We start from the raw sequence: 14,502 nt of genomic DNA, 5'->3' as shown, positions 1-14,502 counted from the left end.
CTCTGGACCCCCTTCACAGCTGCCCGGGAAGTTGCGCAAGGTCAGGGTTCAGACGGGGGCAGTCAGCAGGTACCGGAGGATCGCCACCAGCCCAGTTCGGCCGCGGGCACCCGGCCGCGCCGTCGACGAGCCGGTCACAGCAGGTGCTCCATCCCGGTGAGCGAGGCACCGGTGGGGACCGGGCCGGAGGTGCCGCCGCTGCCGGTCCCGTAGTAGAGGTCGACGGCGCTGCCGTAGGGAGAGGCGGCGATGACGTCGTCCTGCCGGCTGGCGGTGCCGTTGAGGTCGCCGGGGGAGCCGACGAGGCCGTAGCGGTCCCAGCCGGTCGAGGTGGCGCTGGTCGTCGCGAACGACGACGCCCCGGCGGTCCAGGTGCGCATCCGCCCGCCGGTGGCCCGGCCACGCAGGTCCGCGCGGCCGTCACCGTTCACGTCACCGACGAGGTCGATCTCCGGGTACCAGCGGACCGGGCTGCCCATCGACCCCGCCTTCGTCAGCTCGCCCTCGTCGGTGAGCTCGAAGCGGACGACCTCGCCGCCGGGCAGCCGGCCGAGCAGGTCGAGGTTCCCGTCGCCGTCCACGTCGTAGCCGCCGGCCAGGTCGGTGTAGGAGGCGAACCAGGGACGCAGCGCCTTGGCGTAGGTCAGCCCGCCGGAGCTCGTGGAGTACATCAGCCGCATCACGCCGTCCCCGTCGCGGGCCAGCACGTCGCTGCGTCCGTCCCGGTTGACGTCGCCGGCGTTGCCGAACCAGGTGTAGCTGCCGAGCCCGGGCTTGATCGCCCGGCGGGTGGCGAAGCCGCCGCTGCCGTCGCCGCGGTGCACGTAGAGGTAGCCGCCGGCGGAGACGCTGCCCAGGTCCACCCGGCCGTCGCCGTCGAGGTCGCCGGAGCGCCCGCGCGGCTCCGGCTCGGTGGCCTCGAGCAGGGCGAGCCGGTTGCGCCAGACGATCCGGGAGACCCCTTCGATCGTCGAGATCTGGGTGCTCATCGCGCCCGGGTCGTCGTGGGTGAGCACCCCGATGGTGTAGTCGGCCTCGCCGTAGCTCTGCCAGCCGATGCTGTTGACGTGCCAGCCGTCGGTGCGCGGCAGCCAGCCGTTCTTGACCGCGACCTGGCCGCTCGGCGGGCCGGCGGTCACGCCCCAGTCCTGGGCGCTGCTGACCGAGCGCATCATCCGCAGCCCGTAGGTCCGGTTGCTGTAGCTGAGCGTGCCGGTGGGCCGGGCGAAGTGCTCCATGAGGGTGGTCTGGTCCAGCGCGGTGGTCGTCGTCAGCCCCCAGCGGCCGCCGGTGTCGGCGTAGGTGGCGTCCATCCCCAGCCGGTCCGAGGCCCGGTCCAGCGCGGCCCGCCCGCCGAGGCTGTTGAAGAGGTCGGTGGTGGCCGCGTTGTCGCTGGTGCGGATCATCGGCTCGATCTTCGAGCGCTCCCAGCTGGTCAGCGAGCGCCCCGCGTCCTGGGCGCGCATCATCACCGCGGCCATGATCTCGACCTTGACGATGCTCGCCGTGACGTTGCGGGCGCTGGTCTTGGTGTAGGTCCATGACTCCCCGGTGCCGGGCAGGCGCACCGCCACCCCGACCGCGCCGGGTCGGCTGGCCAGGTAGCGACGCACCTCCGCCTCGAAGGGGAGAGCCGCGGCGGCTGCCGAGCGGGTGTCCTGGCGGGGCGCCGCGGCAGCGACCGCGTCGGCGTCGACCTCCGCGGTGACGGTCAGCCGCCCCTCGACCTGTCCGTCGGCGTCGGCCTGGTCGGCCTGCCGCGCGGGCAGCAGCTCCGCCAGCGATCCCGCGGTGCTGGTGCTGCGCGCGGAGCAGGTCACTCCCTCTCCGGTGGGCTCGACGACGACCCGGTCCCCGTCGGCGTCGGTGCCGGTGAAGCCGGGTCTGCCGACCACACTCAGGCCGCGCTGCTCGAAGCTCATCGACCCGCCGGCGGACAGGTCGCCGGTGATGGTGAGCACGTCCTCGCCGACCCCGTCGCACAGCATCGTCAGCTCGCTGTCGGCGCCGCTGGTCCCCGGCGCTCCCGGCGAGGGCGCGGCCAGGGCGGGGGCGCTCGCCACGGCGAGCAGCCCGGTCCCGAGCACGGCGGTGAGCAGGGTGGTCCGTCGCGAGGTCATGCTCGTCCCTTCGGTGGCGTGCTGCGCAGTCTTCCAGCCCGTCGCCCCCTCCGGCGGGACCTCGTGCGGGTCTCAGCGCGGCGCCCCGTGACGGTCCGCCGCCGCCCGGCACCTACATTTGTGGGCATGAGCGCAGCCCCTGCCCGCGCCCGCCGGGAGACCCCGGCCCGGCGCAGCCACCGGCTCGATCCGCTGCCCACCGCGGTGCTGGTGATCGTCGCGGTGCTGACCACCGGGCTGATCGCCGCGCTCAGCGGCGCAGTGACCCCGCTCGCCCTGGGCGACCCGGGGCCGGAGGTGCGCTGGGGCATCCCGCTGCTGCGCGTGGTGCACGACGCCGCGGCCACGGTGACCATCGGCGCGCTCGTCATCGGCGGGGTGGTCGTCCCGGAGACCACCCGCACCGACCGCCGCCGCTCGCTGGCCCGGCTGGCCGGGGCGAGCGCGCTGGTCTGGCTGGTCGCCGGCCTGGCCCTGGTCCCGGTCGGCTTCGCCGACCTGGCCGGCCTGCCGCTGGGCGAACCCGGCTTCGTCGACCAGCTCCTCGCCTTCGCCTGGAGCCTGGAGAGCACCCGGGCGCAGATCCTCTCCACGCTCGTCGTCGCCGTCGTGGCCGCCGGCGCCCTCTCCGCACGGACGAAGGGGGCCATGGTCTGGCTGACGCTGCTCGCCTGGCTGGCGCTCATGCCGCTGGCGCTGGCCGGTCACACCGCCTCCAGCGTGGATCACATGACCGGCGTGAACGCTCTCGCCGTGCACCTGCTCACCGCGACCACCTGGATCGGTGGCCTCGTGGCGCTGGTCGCCGTGCGCCCGCAGCTGGGCGCCCACCTGGTCGTCTCGGTGCGGCGCTACTCGAGCATCGCCGGCTGGTGCTACGCGCTGCTCGTCGCCTCGGGGCTGCTCGTCTCCTGGGTGAACCTGGGTGCCGTCGAGGCCTTCGTCTCCGCCTACGGAGCGATCCTCGGGATCAAGACCGTGGCCGCGGTCCTGCTCGGCGTCGCCGGCTGGTGGCACCGCTCCCGGATCATCGCCACCCTGGAGGAGGGCGGTCGCAGCGCCACCGCCTTCGTCCGGCTCGCGGTCGGAGAGATCGCGGTCATGGGCCTGGCCACCGGGGCCGGGGTGGCCGTATCGCGCACCCCGACGCCGGAGAACGCGGCCGAGGGTCCGGAGCGGTCCCTGGTCTACGACCTCACCGGCTACCCCGACCCCGGGGCCCCCGAGGCCGGGGCGTGGCTGACCAGCTGGCAGATCGACTGGCTGTGGCTGACCGTCGCGGTCATCGCCTGTCTGGTCTACCTGCGGTGGGTGCTGCGGCTGCGCCGGCGCGGCGACGCCTGGCCGGTGCTGCGCACGATCAGCTGGGTCCTCGGGTGGGCGGTGCTGGTCTACTTCACCTCCGGCGCCCCCGGGATCTACGGCAAGGTGCTCTTCTCCTGGCACATGGTCGGACACATGGGCATCGCGATGATCGCGCCGTTGTTCCTCGTCCCGGGAGCGCCGGTCACCCTCGCGCTGCGGGCGCTGCCGGCCCGGCGGGACAAGACCCTCGGCCCGCGTGAGCTGCTGCTCGCCATGGTCCACAGCAGCTATCTCAAGGTGCTGGCCAACCCGGCCGTGGCCGCGTCGATCTTCTTCTTCAGCCTGGCGATCTTCTACTACAGCCCGCTCTTCGAGCTGGCGCTGAGCACCCACACCGGGCACGTGCTGATGATCGTGCACTTCCTGCTCAGCGGCTACGTCTTCACCTGGGTGCTCATCGGGATCGACCCGGGGCCGGTGCGCTGGTCGCCGCTGGCGCTGCTCGTCGTGCTCTTCGTGACGATCAGCTTCCACGCCTTCTTCGGGGTGACCCTCACCGACAGCGAGACCCTGCTGGCCGACGGCTTCTTCGAGCGGCTCGGGCTGCCGTGGGCACCGGACGCCCTGGAGGACCAGCAGAACGGCGGTGCCATCGCCTGGGGGCTTGGCGAGGTGCCGACGCTGGTGCTGGCGATCGCGGTGGCGCTGCGCTGGATGCGCCAGGACGACCGGGAGACCCGACGTCGGGACCGGCGGGCGGACCGGGACGGGGACGCCGAGCTGGCCGCCTACAACGAGCGCCTGCAGCAGATGCCGCGCCGCTGACGCGAGACGCCTCGGGTCAGGCGCCCGAGGAACGACGACGGCCCCGCCCCTCATGGCGGGGGCCGGGCCGGTCGGTCCGGGTCAGGAGCAGCTGCTCCAGTAGACCATCTTGCTCTTGGCGGCGTACTTGTAGTTGCCCTTGTAGATCGCCCGGTAGCGGTAGCACTGCTGCGGCTCGATCGAGGTGTTCCACGTGTAGTAGCCGTTGTGGTTGGTCTTGGTGCTGCCCGCGGTGAACCAGTAGGTGCCGTAGGGGCGGCGCGCCTCGATGGTGACGTTGGCCCCCTTCAGCGGCTTGACCGTGCTCGACCACAGCTGGGTCAGCCGACCCCGCACGGCCGAGCCGCTGCCGATCTCGTAGAGCCGGGCGCTGGTGCGCACCTTGATCCCGTCGTGCGTGGTCTGGCGCTGCCAGCCGCTCTGGTCGGACTGGAACCACGAGTTGCCGCTGTAGATGGCGCGGTAGTCGCGGGAGCGGTCGGCGCGCCGGATGTGCCGGAAGGCGCCGTTGTTGTTGGACTCCTTGATCGCCAGGTTGCGCCACGTCGAGGTGCCCTTGATCCGGGACTGCAGCACGATCCGGCGCCCGGTCAGCGGCCGGTAGTTGCGGCCGTCGTAGACCTCGCCGTCGATGAAGAGCTGCTCGTTGGCCCCGCTCCACATCGGCTTCACGGTGAGGTTGACCACCGACTCGTAGCGGGCGGCGGCGCGGGTCGTCGACGCCGGGGCGGCGGCGGTGGCGGGGGTGGCAGAGGTGGCGGCGGACGTGGCGGCAGCGGTGGTGCGAGCGGACGTGTCGGCGGGCGCGGCCAGGGCGACCGGGGTGCCCGCGAGGGCGACGCCACCGGCCAGGGCGGGGGCGATCAGGACGCGGCGGGACGGCAGGCGCATGGGAGCTCCAGTGTCAGGGTCGTCGACAGATGGTAGGGGTGAGGCCAGTGTTACTCATGTGACTCACTGCTCCGGTGCAGCCGGTGCCGCGTGTCGCGCGGCTAGGGTGGAGGGGTACGCACCCGCCCGAGACAAGGAGCCGGCATGGGTGGTGAGGCCCTCTTCTGGATCTTCATCGTCGTCTTCAGCATCCTCATGCTGATCGGCTTCTTCCTGCTCGACCGTCCCCGCAAGGGGCGCGGGGTGCACCCGCGGCTGCCCGCCCGGACCGACGTCGACGACCCGCGCGGTCGGCACGAGAAGGCCGATCGGGTGGACCCGCGGGAGAGCACCGACCGGCTGTGACCGCGCGGGCTCGCTAGGCTTGCCCCCCGGACCGGCCCACGCGCCGGAGATCGGAGTCCACCCACATGTACATCGGCGTCGGGATCTTCCTGCTGCTCGTCGGCCTCGTCCTGGTCTTCGCCTACACCGGTGACCAGGTCATCGCCGGCATCGACCTCACGGCCATCGGCTGGATCGCCATCCTGCTCGGCCTCGTGGCGATCGGTCTGAGCCTCTTCATGGACCGCCGTCGTCGCAGCAGCAACACCTACAGCAGCGGCAACGGCTACAACAACGGCTACAACAACCAGGGCTACGTCGACCGCGACCGGTACTGAGGTCGGGTCGGGCCCTCGCCGCCGAGCGCGCCGAGGGCCATCAGCACGACGAAGGGGGCGGACCGCCAGCTGGCGGCCCGCCCCTTCGCCGTGCCCCCGGGGGGAGGGGGCGGTGGACCCGGCTCAGAAGGCCGACTCGGGCACGTCCATGAGGGAGTTGTCGGTGGCCGCGGCCATCGCCCGCTCGGCGGCCAGGCGCGGCAGCACCTGGCTGGCGAAGAAGCGGGCGGCGGCGATCTTGCCGGTGTAGAAGTCGGTGTCCCGCTCCGAGGCGCCGGCCTGCAGCGCCTCGTGCGCGACCGCAGCCTGCTGCAGCAGCAGCCAGCCGACGACGAGGTCGCCGGCGGCGAGCAGGAAGCGGGTGGTGTTCTGTCCGACCTTGTAGAGGTTGCGCACGTCGCCGTCGTTCGTCGGGTCGGAGGCCATGAGCGCCTCGAACATCGACCCGAGCATGCCCTGGACGTCCTCCAGGCCCCGGGCCAGCAGCGCCCGCTCGGCCGACAGGGCCCCGCCCTGCGCCTCGCCGTCGGCGGCGAAGGCGCCGATCTGCTCGGCCAGGTGGCCCAGCGCGGCGCCCTGGTCGCGGACGATCTTGCGGAAGAAGAAGTCCTGGCCCTGGATCGCCGTGGTGCCCTCGTAGAGGGTGTCGATCTTGGCGTCCCGGACGTACTGCTCGATCGGGTACTCCTGGAGGAAGCCGGAGCCGCCGAAGGTCTGCAGCGACTCGGTGCCCAGCAGCACCCAGGCGCGCTCGGAGCCCAGGCCCTTGACGATCGGCAGCAGCAGGTCGTTGACCTTGTTCGCCATCGCGGCGGGGGAGTCGGCGGCGATCTCCTCGGCGCCGGTGGCCTTCTGCTCGGCGTCCACGGTGTCCTGCTGGCTGGCGGTGTAGAGCACCAGCGCGCGCAGGCCCTCGGCGTAGGCCTTCTGCAGCATGAGGCTGCGGCGCACGTCCGGGTGGTGGGTGATCGTCACCCGCGGGGCGTCCTTGGCCGGGGTGGTCATGTCGGCGCCCTGGACACGCTCCTTGGCGTACTCCAGCGCGTTGAGGTAGCCGGTGGAGAGGGTGGCGATCGCCTTGGTGCCCACGAGCATCCGGGCGTGCTCGATGACCCGGAACATCTGCGCGATGCCGTCGTGCACGTCGCCGAAGAGGGTGCCGGTGGCCGGGCCCTGCTCGCCGAAGGTGACCTCGCAGGTCGTCGAGACCTTCAGGCCCATCTTCTTCTCGACGTTGGTGACGTAGGCGCCGTTGCGCTCGCCGAGCTCACCGGTCTCGAGGTCGACGTGGTACTTCGGGACGATGAAGAGGGACAGGCCCTTGGTGCCCGGTCCGGCGCCCTCGGGGCGGGCCAGGACGAAGTGGACGACGTTGTCGGTCATGTCCGACTCGGCCGAGGTGATGAAGCGCTTGACGCCCTCGACGTTCCACGTGCCGTCGCCGTTGTCGGTGGCCCGGGTGCGGCCGGCGCCGACGTCGGAGCCGGCGTCCGGCTCGGTGAGCACCATCGTGCAGTGCCAGCCGCCCTCGATGATCCAGTGGGCGAGCTTCTTCTGGTCCTCGTTGCCGAGCAGGTAGAGCAGGTTGGCGAAGGAGTAGGTGGCCGCGTACATCCCGATGGCCGGGTTGGCGCCGAGCACCATCTCGTTCATCGCCCACTTCAGCGACGGGGGAGCAGACGTGCCGCCGAGCTCGGCCGGGGTGTCGACGCTCCAGAAGCCGGACTCCTGGTACATCCGGTAGGACTTGGTGAAGGAGTCGGGCATCGTGACCGAGTACGTCTGCGGGTCGTAGACCGGCGGGTTGCGGTCGGCGTCGGCGAAGCTCTCGGCGAGCTCGTTCTCGGCGAGGCGGGAGACCTCCTTGAGCATCTCCCGGGCGGTGTCGGCGTCGACGTCGGTGTAGGCCCCGACGCCCAGGACGTCCTGGCGGCCGAGCATCTCGAAGAGGTTGAACTCGATGTCGCGCAGGTTGCTCTTGTAGTGACCCATGCGGGTGACTCTCCTCGCTTGTGCTGGAACGGATCCCGGTAGGTGAGCGCTTGCTTACCCAATCCGTCCCATCGTGCGCCGACCAGGTCGCCCTGGCAAGGCGAGCCGTGGTGATGTGAGGCACACCGGCGCGGGGGCATACTTCCGCCGTGACCTCGCTGCACCCCCAAGCCCGCCCCCGGCTCCGACCGCTCCCACCGGATCTCCGCGATGGGCGGGCGCGACCCGCACGAGACCGGTCGCGCGGCCACCGCGCTGGAGCTGCTCTACGACCTCGTCTTCGTCGTCTCCTTCGCCGTGGCCGGCGAGGAGCTGGCGCACGCGGTGGCCGCGGACCACGTCTCGGCGGGCGTCATCGCCTTCTGCATGGCGACCTTCTCCATCGTCTGGGCGTGGATCAACTTCACCTGGTTCGCCTCGGCCTACGACACCGACGACTGGATCTACCGGCTGCTGGCGATGGTGCAGATGATCGGCATCACCGTCTTCGCGCTCGGGGTGCCGCGGATCTTCGAGACCGTCGAGCACGGCGAGCACGTCGACATGCGGCTCTCGGTCATCGGCTACGTCATCATGCGGGTCGGGCTGATCTGCCAGTGGCTGCGGGCGGCGCGCCAGGACCCGGCGCGGCGGCGCACCGCGATGGTCTACGTCGCCACGCTGACCGTGGCCCAGATCGGCTGGGTCGTCGTCTCCCAGCTGCAGCCGGCGGTCGGCCCGATGCTGGCGATGTTCGCGGTGATCCTGGCCGTCGAGATCGCCGGTCCGGTCATCGCCGAGACCCGGTTCGGCAGCACCCCGTGGCACGCGCACCACATCGCCGAGCGCTACGGGCTGCTGGCCATCATCACCCTCGGCGAAGGGGTGGTCGGCACGGTCGCCGCCCTGGGCGCCGCGCTCGGCCCGGAGGGCGAGATCACCACCGAGGGCTGGATCGTCGTCGCGGCCGGGATGGTGATGACCTTCGGCCTGTGGTGGGCGTACTTCTCGGTGGACCACGCGCAGTGGCTGCACCTGGAGCCGCGCAAGTCCTTCGGCTGGGGCTACGGCCACTTCGTCATCTACATCGCCCTGGCCGCGGTGGGTGCCGGGCTGCACGTCGTGGCCTACGCGCTGGAGGGCGAGTCCGAGGTCGGCGACGGGGTGGTCATCCTATCGATGATCGTGCCGATCGCGCTCTTCCTCGTGGCGCTCTTCGGCATCTACACCTACTTCGCGCCGGTGGCCGACCCCTACCACCTGGGGCTGCTGGTGGTCTCGGCGGCGCTCATGGTGCTCAGCTACCTCGTCGCCTCGGGCGGCTCGCTGCTCGGCGGGGTGGCCATCGCGGCGGTGGTGCCGTGGGTGACCGTGCTCGGCTACGAGACCTTCGGGCACCGGCACCAGAGCGGCCAGCTCGACCGGCACCGCGGCCAGGAGGAGCAGGCGCCCGCCTGAGGCTCGTGAACCCTCCTGCCGCCTGCGGGCAAGTAGGGGTGTGAGCAGCAGCACCGTGATGATCGGCAGGGGATCGGCCGACCGGACCCGCGCGAAGGGGGCGCGGGCCGGGGACGGCCGGGTCGCCTTCGCCGAGGTCTTCGACCGGGAGTACCCGGCGATCTACCGCTACCTGGCGCGACGCGTGCCGCAGGCGGTGGCCGAGGACCTGGCCAGCGAGACCTTCACCCGGGCGCTGGAGGGCTTCTCCTCCTTCGACCCGGAGCGGGGGAGCCGGCGCGCCTGGCTCTTCGGAATCGCCACGAACCTGCTCTCCCGGCACCACCGGGACGAGGCCCGGGCCTACACGGCCTACGCGCGCACCGGGGTGGATCCGCTGGTGCACGGCCATGACGCGGCCGAGACCGCGGTGCGCCGGGCCGACGCCAGCTCCCAGGGGGCGGCGCTGGCCGCGGCCCTGGCCGAGCTGAGCCCGGGAGACCGGGACGTGCTGCTGCTCGTGGCCCACGCCGACTTCACCTACGTCGAGGTGGCGCAGGCCCTGGACATCCCGGTCGGGACCGTGCGGTCCCGGCTCCACCGAGCGCGCCGGGCGGTCACCCACGCGCTGGACCCGCAGGAGGACTCATGAGCGACGAGCAGACCCGCATCGACCCCGACGAGGCCTGGCTGGAGCAGGTGCGCGGCTTCCGCGAGGACGTGCCAGGGGCGACGCCCGAGCAGGCCTCCGCCGCCCGGGCCTCCCTCGGCCTGGACGACCGGCGGAGGCGCCGCGGGCGCCGGGCCACCACGACCGTCGCGGCCGTCGCCGGGCTGGGCATGGCGGCTGCGGCGGTGGGCTTCGTCGTGATGGACCGGTCTGGCGAGGCGATCGGGCCAGCAGCGGGGACGAGCTCGTCCACCACATCGGTGACGAGCGACGGCGCGACCGAGGCGGTGCAGGTGCTGGCCGACGGCCGGGTGCAGGTCACGCTCCCCGACGGGTCGGACGCGCTGAGCGCCGAGAAGATCGATACGGAGCTCCGGGACAAGGACATCCCGATCCAGCTCATGCCCGACGGCCAGCTGATGCAGCCGGGAGACTGGCAGATGCTCTGGTTCACCCATGTCGGCTACCCGGAGGGATGGCCGGACCAGGGGTGGGAGCAGGCATACGTCGACGGCGATCCGGACTTCCCCGGTAGCAGCGTGGACGTCGAGTACGCCGACTCGTCTCAGGATGAGGCCGTCTCTGTGACCTTCCCGGAGACGCCGGAGCACCTCGTCGTCTTCCAGTTCCACGACGCGGACGCAACCAACGCCGTTCCTGCGACGTCGGCCATGAACCCCTACCCGGAGAGCAGCCCGCTGCACTGCCTGTCGATGCACGACGAGCCGCTGTCGGAGGTGGCGGCCAAGCTCGCCGACATCGACATCGACGTGACCTACTCGCTGCCTGTCATCCCGAAGGAGGGCGACGTGTACTGGACGCACCTCACCCAGGCGGAGGCCGAGGCGGACACCGAGCACAAGGTGAGCGAGGTCATCCAGCGCAACAGCGGCGAGCTGGAGGTCTACTTCACGACGAAGGACGACATGGACTTCATGGACGACGAGATGCGCGAGAGCTTCGAGGAGTCCTGCCCCGACCCCCGCTGACGCGGGTCACAGAACCCACGACGGCCCGCTGCGCGCAGGGGCGCACCGGGCCGTCGTCGTGGTGTGGGTGGCTCGTCGGCGCCCACCTCGGTGTTCTCCGGCGGCCCGGACCGGGTTTCTGTCGCTGGGAAAGAGAGCGCCGCAGTTCCCCGAGTCATCTCAGCTTGCGCGTCTCGCGCGACGCGTTATCGTTGCTGTATTACGCCCCGCCGTCCCTCGGGACTGGCGGGGATTTTTTCGCCGGGTTGGGGGACGCGTTGCAGCAGCGTGTGGGAGTCTTCTTCGACTACCAGAACGTTCATGGTTGGGCGCGTCGTTGCTTCTTGGATAACGCTGCGGATCCGGCCGATGGTCACATCCACCCTCTGGCTGCGGCGCAGCTGTTGGTGCGACGCAGGAAGTTCGCGGGAGCTCTGGAGCGAGCATGTGTCTACAGAGGCCGCCCCAACCCCTCCAAGCAAGAGGGCGCCGCGAGGGCGAACGACCGGCAGGCGAGCGAGTGGGGGCGGTCGCCGTTGATCCAGCTCACTCGTCGCAACCTCGCCTATCCGCGCGGCTGGCCCGGTATACCACCCGCTGAGAAGGGTATCGACGTCGCGATCGCAGTGGACATGCTGCGGATGGCGATCGCAGACGAGATCGACGTGGCCATCCTGTTCTCGTCCGACAACGACCTGCTTCCCGCCCTCGAAGCGGTCCGCGACCACACGGACTGCCACGTCGAAGTTGCCGCATGGACCGGGTCCAACCGACTCCGATTCGATGGGACGCAGACTCCCTACTGCCACTACCTGGGCCAGAGCGACTTCGAGTCGGTCCGGGATCACACGGACTATGCCGCCAGGTGACTGCGATACCTGGTTGATCGTCGGTCGATCAACGCCAGCGTGGGCGATCTCGTGGAGCCGGTGACGGGAATCGAACCCGCGTGTCCAGCTTGGGAAGCTGGCGCTCTACCATTGAGCTACACCGGCGCGGCCCTGTCGCCAGGGCGCGACGAGCATCGTAACGCAGCGCGAGAGCCGGTCACGACACGTCCCCGCCCGCGCCGCCCGGCCCCCGCTCCGAGACCTCGGCGAAGCGCCGCCCCCACCGCACCAGCGCCTCCCGGACCTCGTCCGGAGCCGACTGCACGACGAAGTCCCGTTCCATCGCGCCCAGGGTGAGCACGGTCCACATCGGGGTCTGGGTGATCTCCACCCGGCACCGACCCACGCCGGCGTCGCCGACGCTGGCCCACCGCCCGATCTCCTTCTGCACGGCCGCGACCTCGCCCTCGACGGTCACGACCGTCGGCTCGCCCCGCTCTCGCCGCGACATCCGCGAGCGCACATGCTCCACCGGGTCGCCGCCGGGCACCTCGCGCGGCCGGAAGCGCCCCTTCGTCCCGGTGACCTCGCCCATCCGGTCCAGCCGGAAGGAGCGCCAGTCGGCCCGCTCGACGTCGAAGGCCAGCAGGTACCAGCGCTGCCACACCGCGACGAGATGGTGCGGCTCGACGTGCCGGCCACGGCGCTCGCCGGGCGCCTCGCCGCCGCGGGAGGTGTAGCCGAAGCGGACCCGTTCGGTGTCCCGGATCGCCTGGGCCAGCGCTCCCAGCGTCGAGGCGGCCACCTCCGGTCCCTCGCGGAAGGTGGCCTGCGCCGAGGCCGCCCGCAGCGTCTCGGCCCGGCGCCGCAGCCGCGGCGGCAGCACCTGCACCACCTTCGACAGCGCCGAGAGGGTGGCGTCGCCGAGGCTGCCGGCGGTCAGCGAGGCCGTCTGCCCGAGCGCCACCACGATGGCGATCGCCTCCTCCTCGTCGACGACGAGCGGCGGCAGCGCACCGCCCGAGCCGAGCTGGTAGCCGCCCTCGAGCCCCCGCGAGGAACGGACCGGGTAGCCCAGCTCGCGCAGCCGGTCGACGTCCCGGCGCAGCGTGCGCTCGGAGACCTCCAACCGGCCCGCGAGCTCCGCGCCCGGCCAGAAGCGGTGCGTCTGCAGCAGGGAGAGGAGGCGAAGGGTGCGGGCGCTCGTGCTGGCCATGGATCCATCCTCGATGTCACAGCGGACAGGAAGTGGCCGGAAGCCTCCCTAGCGTCGATGACGACCACCGATCGACCAGGAGGACCCGATGACCACCACCACGCCACCCGTCGATCCCGCACCGGCGACACCCGGACCGGCAGCCACCACCCCGATCACCGGACGCGAGCGCACCCTCGCCCTCGTCGTGCTGCTGCTCGCCACGGTCATGGAGCTCGTCGACGTCACCATCGTCAACGTCGCGCTGCCGACCATCGAGCGCAGCCTGGACGCCAGCGACGCCACCCTGCAGTGGGTCGTCGCCGCCTACCCGCTGGCCTTCGGCATCGCCCTCATCACCGGCGCCCGCCTCGGCGACCGGTTCGGCCGGAGGCGGCTCTTCGTCCTCGGCCTCGTCGCCTTCACCCTCGCCTCGGCCGCGTGCGGGCTCGCGCCGACCCCGGAGACGCTCGTCCTCTTCCGCGCGGCTCAAGGGCTCGGCGCGGCGATGATGGTCCCGCAGGTCATCACGAGCATCCAGGTGATGTACGCCCCGCACGAGCGGGCCGCCGCCATGGGGATGGTCTCCGCGCTCGCCGGCCTGGCCAGCGTCCTCGGCCCGATCCTCGGCGGGGTGCTCACCGACCTCGCCGGGTGGCGGGCGATCTTCCTGGTCAACGTCCCGGTGGGCGTCGTCGCGGTGGTCGCCGCGCTGCGACTGGTCCCCGAGTCGCGCGCCGCGCGCGCCCCGCGCCTGGACCTGCGCGGCATCGCGGTCCTCACCGTCGGCCTGCTCGCCGTGCTCTACCCGCTGACCAGCGGCCACGAGCTCGGCTGGCCGGTCTGGACCTTCGCGCTCGCGGCCGTCGGTGTCGTCGTGCTCGCCGCCTTCGTCGTCGGGCAGCGCCGTCAGGAGCGGGCCGGCGGCGAGCCGCTGGTGGCGGTCTCGCTCTACCGCGACCGCGGCTTCACCGGGGGCACGCTCGTGCAGTCGCTGCTCTTCGTGGGGCTCGCCGGCTACTTCCTCGCCACGACGATCTACCTCCAGGCCGGGCTCGGCTGGTCCGTGCTGCAGACCGGCCTGGTCAACCTCCCCTTCGCCGTGACGTGCACGGTCACCGCCGCGGTGGGCGCCGTCGTGCTGCTCCCGCGGATCGGCCGCCGGGTGCTGGCCGTCGGCGCGGTCATCATGGCCGCCGGCGCCGGGCTGCTGGCCGTCGTCGTCGCCGGGGCCACGGCGCAGACCGGCTGGTGGGCCTTCGTTCCCGGCCTGGTCGTCGTCGGGGCCGGCTTCGGCCTGCTCGTCTCCTCGGTGCTGCCGCTGGCGACCGGGCAGGTGCCGACCGAGCGGGCCGGTGCCGCCTCGGGGCAGATCAACACCTCGGGGCAGCTCGCCAACGCCGTCGGGGCAGCGGCCCTGGGCACCCTCTTCTTCACGGTCGCCGAGGCGCAGGTCGGGGCGACGCCGCTGGAGCACCTGCGGCCCGCCTACCTCGTCGTGCTCGCTGCGGTCGCGCTCGTGCTCCTCGTGGTGGCGGCGGCCTCCCGGGTCATCCCGGCCGACGCGCACGAGCACGTCGACCCGACGGCGCACTGAGCCGGCCCGGGCCCGCTAGCCGCACGGCCGG

12 protein-coding genes and 1 tRNA gene are annotated in these 14,502 nt (G+C 72.0%); 8 read left to right on the top strand and 5 right to left on the bottom strand.

Features of this window, described 5'->3' with window-relative positions; translation table 11 throughout:
- Positions 1 to 134: 134 nt before the first annotated feature.
- On the bottom strand, positions 135 to 2,120 hold the full coding sequence (locus BJY28_RS03085) for an FG-GAP-like repeat-containing protein (RefSeq protein WP_179461702.1): 1,986 nt from the start codon (positions 2,118 to 2,120) through the stop codon (positions 135 to 137).
- Positions 2,121 to 2,246: 126 nt separating this feature from the next.
- Here BJY28_RS03085 and BJY28_RS03080 point away from each other — a divergent pair, with 126 nt between their 5' ends.
- Positions 2,247 to 4,250, top strand: a complete 2,004-nt coding sequence (locus BJY28_RS03080; RefSeq protein WP_179461701.1) for a bifunctional copper resistance protein CopD/cytochrome c oxidase assembly protein — start codon at positions 2,247 to 2,249, stop codon at positions 4,248 to 4,250.
- An 81-nt stretch (positions 4,251 to 4,331) separates the two neighbouring features.
- On the opposite strand, the gene BJY28_RS03075 is transcribed toward BJY28_RS03080, so the two are convergent.
- The gene (locus BJY28_RS03075; RefSeq protein ID WP_179461700.1) at positions 4,332 to 5,141 is read right to left on the bottom strand and encodes a hypothetical protein; all 810 of its coding nucleotides are present in this window, start codon (positions 5,139 to 5,141) and stop codon (positions 4,332 to 4,334) included.
- A gap of 144 nt (positions 5,142 to 5,285) precedes the next feature.
- On the opposite strand from BJY28_RS03075, the gene BJY28_RS03070 reads away from it, so the two are divergent.
- Entirely contained in the window at positions 5,286 to 5,486 is a 201-nt protein-coding gene (locus BJY28_RS03070) for a hypothetical protein (protein ID WP_179461699.1), read from the top strand.
- 65 nt (positions 5,487 to 5,551) lie between these two features.
- Entirely contained in the window at positions 5,552 to 5,803 is a 252-nt protein-coding gene (locus tag BJY28_RS03065; protein ID WP_179461698.1) for a DUF6458 family protein, read from the top strand.
- A 123-nt stretch (positions 5,804 to 5,926) separates the two neighbouring features.
- On the opposite strand, the gene BJY28_RS03060 is transcribed toward BJY28_RS03065, so the two are convergent.
- The gene (locus tag BJY28_RS03060) at positions 5,927 to 7,795 is read right to left on the bottom strand and encodes an acyl-CoA dehydrogenase (RefSeq protein ID WP_179461697.1); all 1,869 of its coding nucleotides are present in this window, start codon (positions 7,793 to 7,795) and stop codon (positions 5,927 to 5,929) included.
- Positions 7,796 to 8,005: 210 nt separating this feature from the next.
- On the opposite strand from BJY28_RS03060, the gene BJY28_RS03055 reads away from it, so the two are divergent.
- The 4 genes from BJY28_RS03055 (at position 8,006) to BJY28_RS03040 (ending at position 11,718) form a co-directional block, all read left to right on the top strand.
- The gene (locus BJY28_RS03055; RefSeq protein WP_179461696.1) at positions 8,006 to 9,232 is read left to right on the top strand and encodes a low temperature requirement protein A; all 1,227 of its coding nucleotides are present in this window, start codon (positions 8,006 to 8,008) and stop codon (positions 9,230 to 9,232) included.
- 40 nt (positions 9,233 to 9,272) lie between these two features.
- Positions 9,273 to 9,863 carry a sigma-70 family RNA polymerase sigma factor gene (locus BJY28_RS03050; protein ID WP_218875140.1) on the top strand — a complete coding sequence of 197 codons (591 nt, stop codon included), beginning with the start codon at positions 9,273 to 9,275 and terminating at the stop codon, positions 9,861 to 9,863.
- On the top strand, positions 9,860 to 10,870 hold the full coding sequence (locus BJY28_RS03045) for a hypothetical protein (protein WP_179461695.1): 1,011 nt from the start codon (positions 9,860 to 9,862) through the stop codon (positions 10,868 to 10,870). The genes BJY28_RS03050 and BJY28_RS03045 overlap by 4 nt, the downstream gene beginning before the upstream one ends.
- Positions 10,871 to 11,139: 269 nt before the next feature.
- Complete coding sequence (locus tag BJY28_RS03040; protein ID WP_218875139.1) at positions 11,140 to 11,718, top strand: NYN domain-containing protein; 579 nt, start codon at positions 11,140 to 11,142, stop codon at positions 11,716 to 11,718.
- A 52-nt stretch (positions 11,719 to 11,770) separates the two neighbouring features.
- Here BJY28_RS03040 and BJY28_RS03035 read toward each other — a convergent pair.
- Positions 11,771 to 11,844: transfer RNA gene (locus BJY28_RS03035), tRNA-Gly, on the bottom strand.
- Between the two features lie 52 nt (positions 11,845 to 11,896).
- Positions 11,897 to 12,895 carry a helix-turn-helix transcriptional regulator gene (locus BJY28_RS03030; protein ID WP_179461694.1) on the bottom strand — a complete coding sequence of 333 codons (999 nt, stop codon included), beginning with the start codon at positions 12,893 to 12,895 and terminating at the stop codon, positions 11,897 to 11,899.
- An 88-nt stretch (positions 12,896 to 12,983) separates the two neighbouring features.
- On the opposite strand from BJY28_RS03030, the gene BJY28_RS03025 reads away from it, so the two are divergent.
- Positions 12,984 to 14,471 (top strand): MFS transporter, encoded by a 1,488-nt coding sequence (locus BJY28_RS03025; protein WP_179461693.1) that lies wholly within the window; start codon positions 12,984 to 12,986, stop codon positions 14,469 to 14,471.
- Positions 14,472 to 14,502 lie beyond the last annotated feature (31 nt).

Origin of the sequence: Janibacter alkaliphilus (assembly GCF_013408565.1) — a bacterium.
GTDB lineage: Bacteria > Actinomycetota > Actinomycetes > Actinomycetales > Dermatophilaceae > Janibacter > Janibacter alkaliphilus.
This window is presented reverse-complemented; position numbering and strand designations above follow the sequence as displayed.

What these genes read in the sequence shown, in the direction of transcription:
- BJY28_RS03060 (WP_179461697.1), bottom strand. Translation starts at nt 7,795, where the DNA reads ATGGGTCACTACAAGAGCAACCTGCGCGACATCGAGTTCAACCTCTTC.
- BJY28_RS03055 (WP_179461696.1), top strand. Translation starts at nt 8,006, where the DNA reads ATGGGCGGGCGCGACCCGCACGAGACCGGTCGCGCGGCCACCGCGCTG.
- BJY28_RS03045 (WP_179461695.1), top strand. Translation starts at nt 9,860, where the DNA reads ATGAGCGACGAGCAGACCCGCATCGACCCCGACGAGGCCTGGCTGGAG.
- BJY28_RS03030 (WP_179461694.1), bottom strand. Translation starts at nt 12,895, where the DNA reads ATGGCCAGCACGAGCGCCCGCACCCTTCGCCTCCTCTCCCTGCTGCAG.
- BJY28_RS03085 (WP_179461702.1), bottom strand. Translation starts at nt 2,120, where the DNA reads ATGACCTCGCGACGGACCACCCTGCTCACCGCCGTGCTCGGGACCGGG.
- BJY28_RS03025 (WP_179461693.1), top strand. Translation starts at nt 12,984, where the DNA reads ATGACCACCACCACGCCACCCGTCGATCCCGCACCGGCGACACCCGGA.
- BJY28_RS03080 (WP_179461701.1), top strand. Translation starts at nt 2,247, where the DNA reads ATGAGCGCAGCCCCTGCCCGCGCCCGCCGGGAGACCCCGGCCCGGCGC.
- BJY28_RS03070 (WP_179461699.1), top strand. Translation starts at nt 5,286, where the DNA reads ATGGGTGGTGAGGCCCTCTTCTGGATCTTCATCGTCGTCTTCAGCATC.
- BJY28_RS03065 (WP_179461698.1), top strand. Translation starts at nt 5,552, where the DNA reads ATGTACATCGGCGTCGGGATCTTCCTGCTGCTCGTCGGCCTCGTCCTG.
- BJY28_RS03075 (WP_179461700.1), bottom strand. Translation starts at nt 5,141, where the DNA reads ATGCGCCTGCCGTCCCGCCGCGTCCTGATCGCCCCCGCCCTGGCCGGT.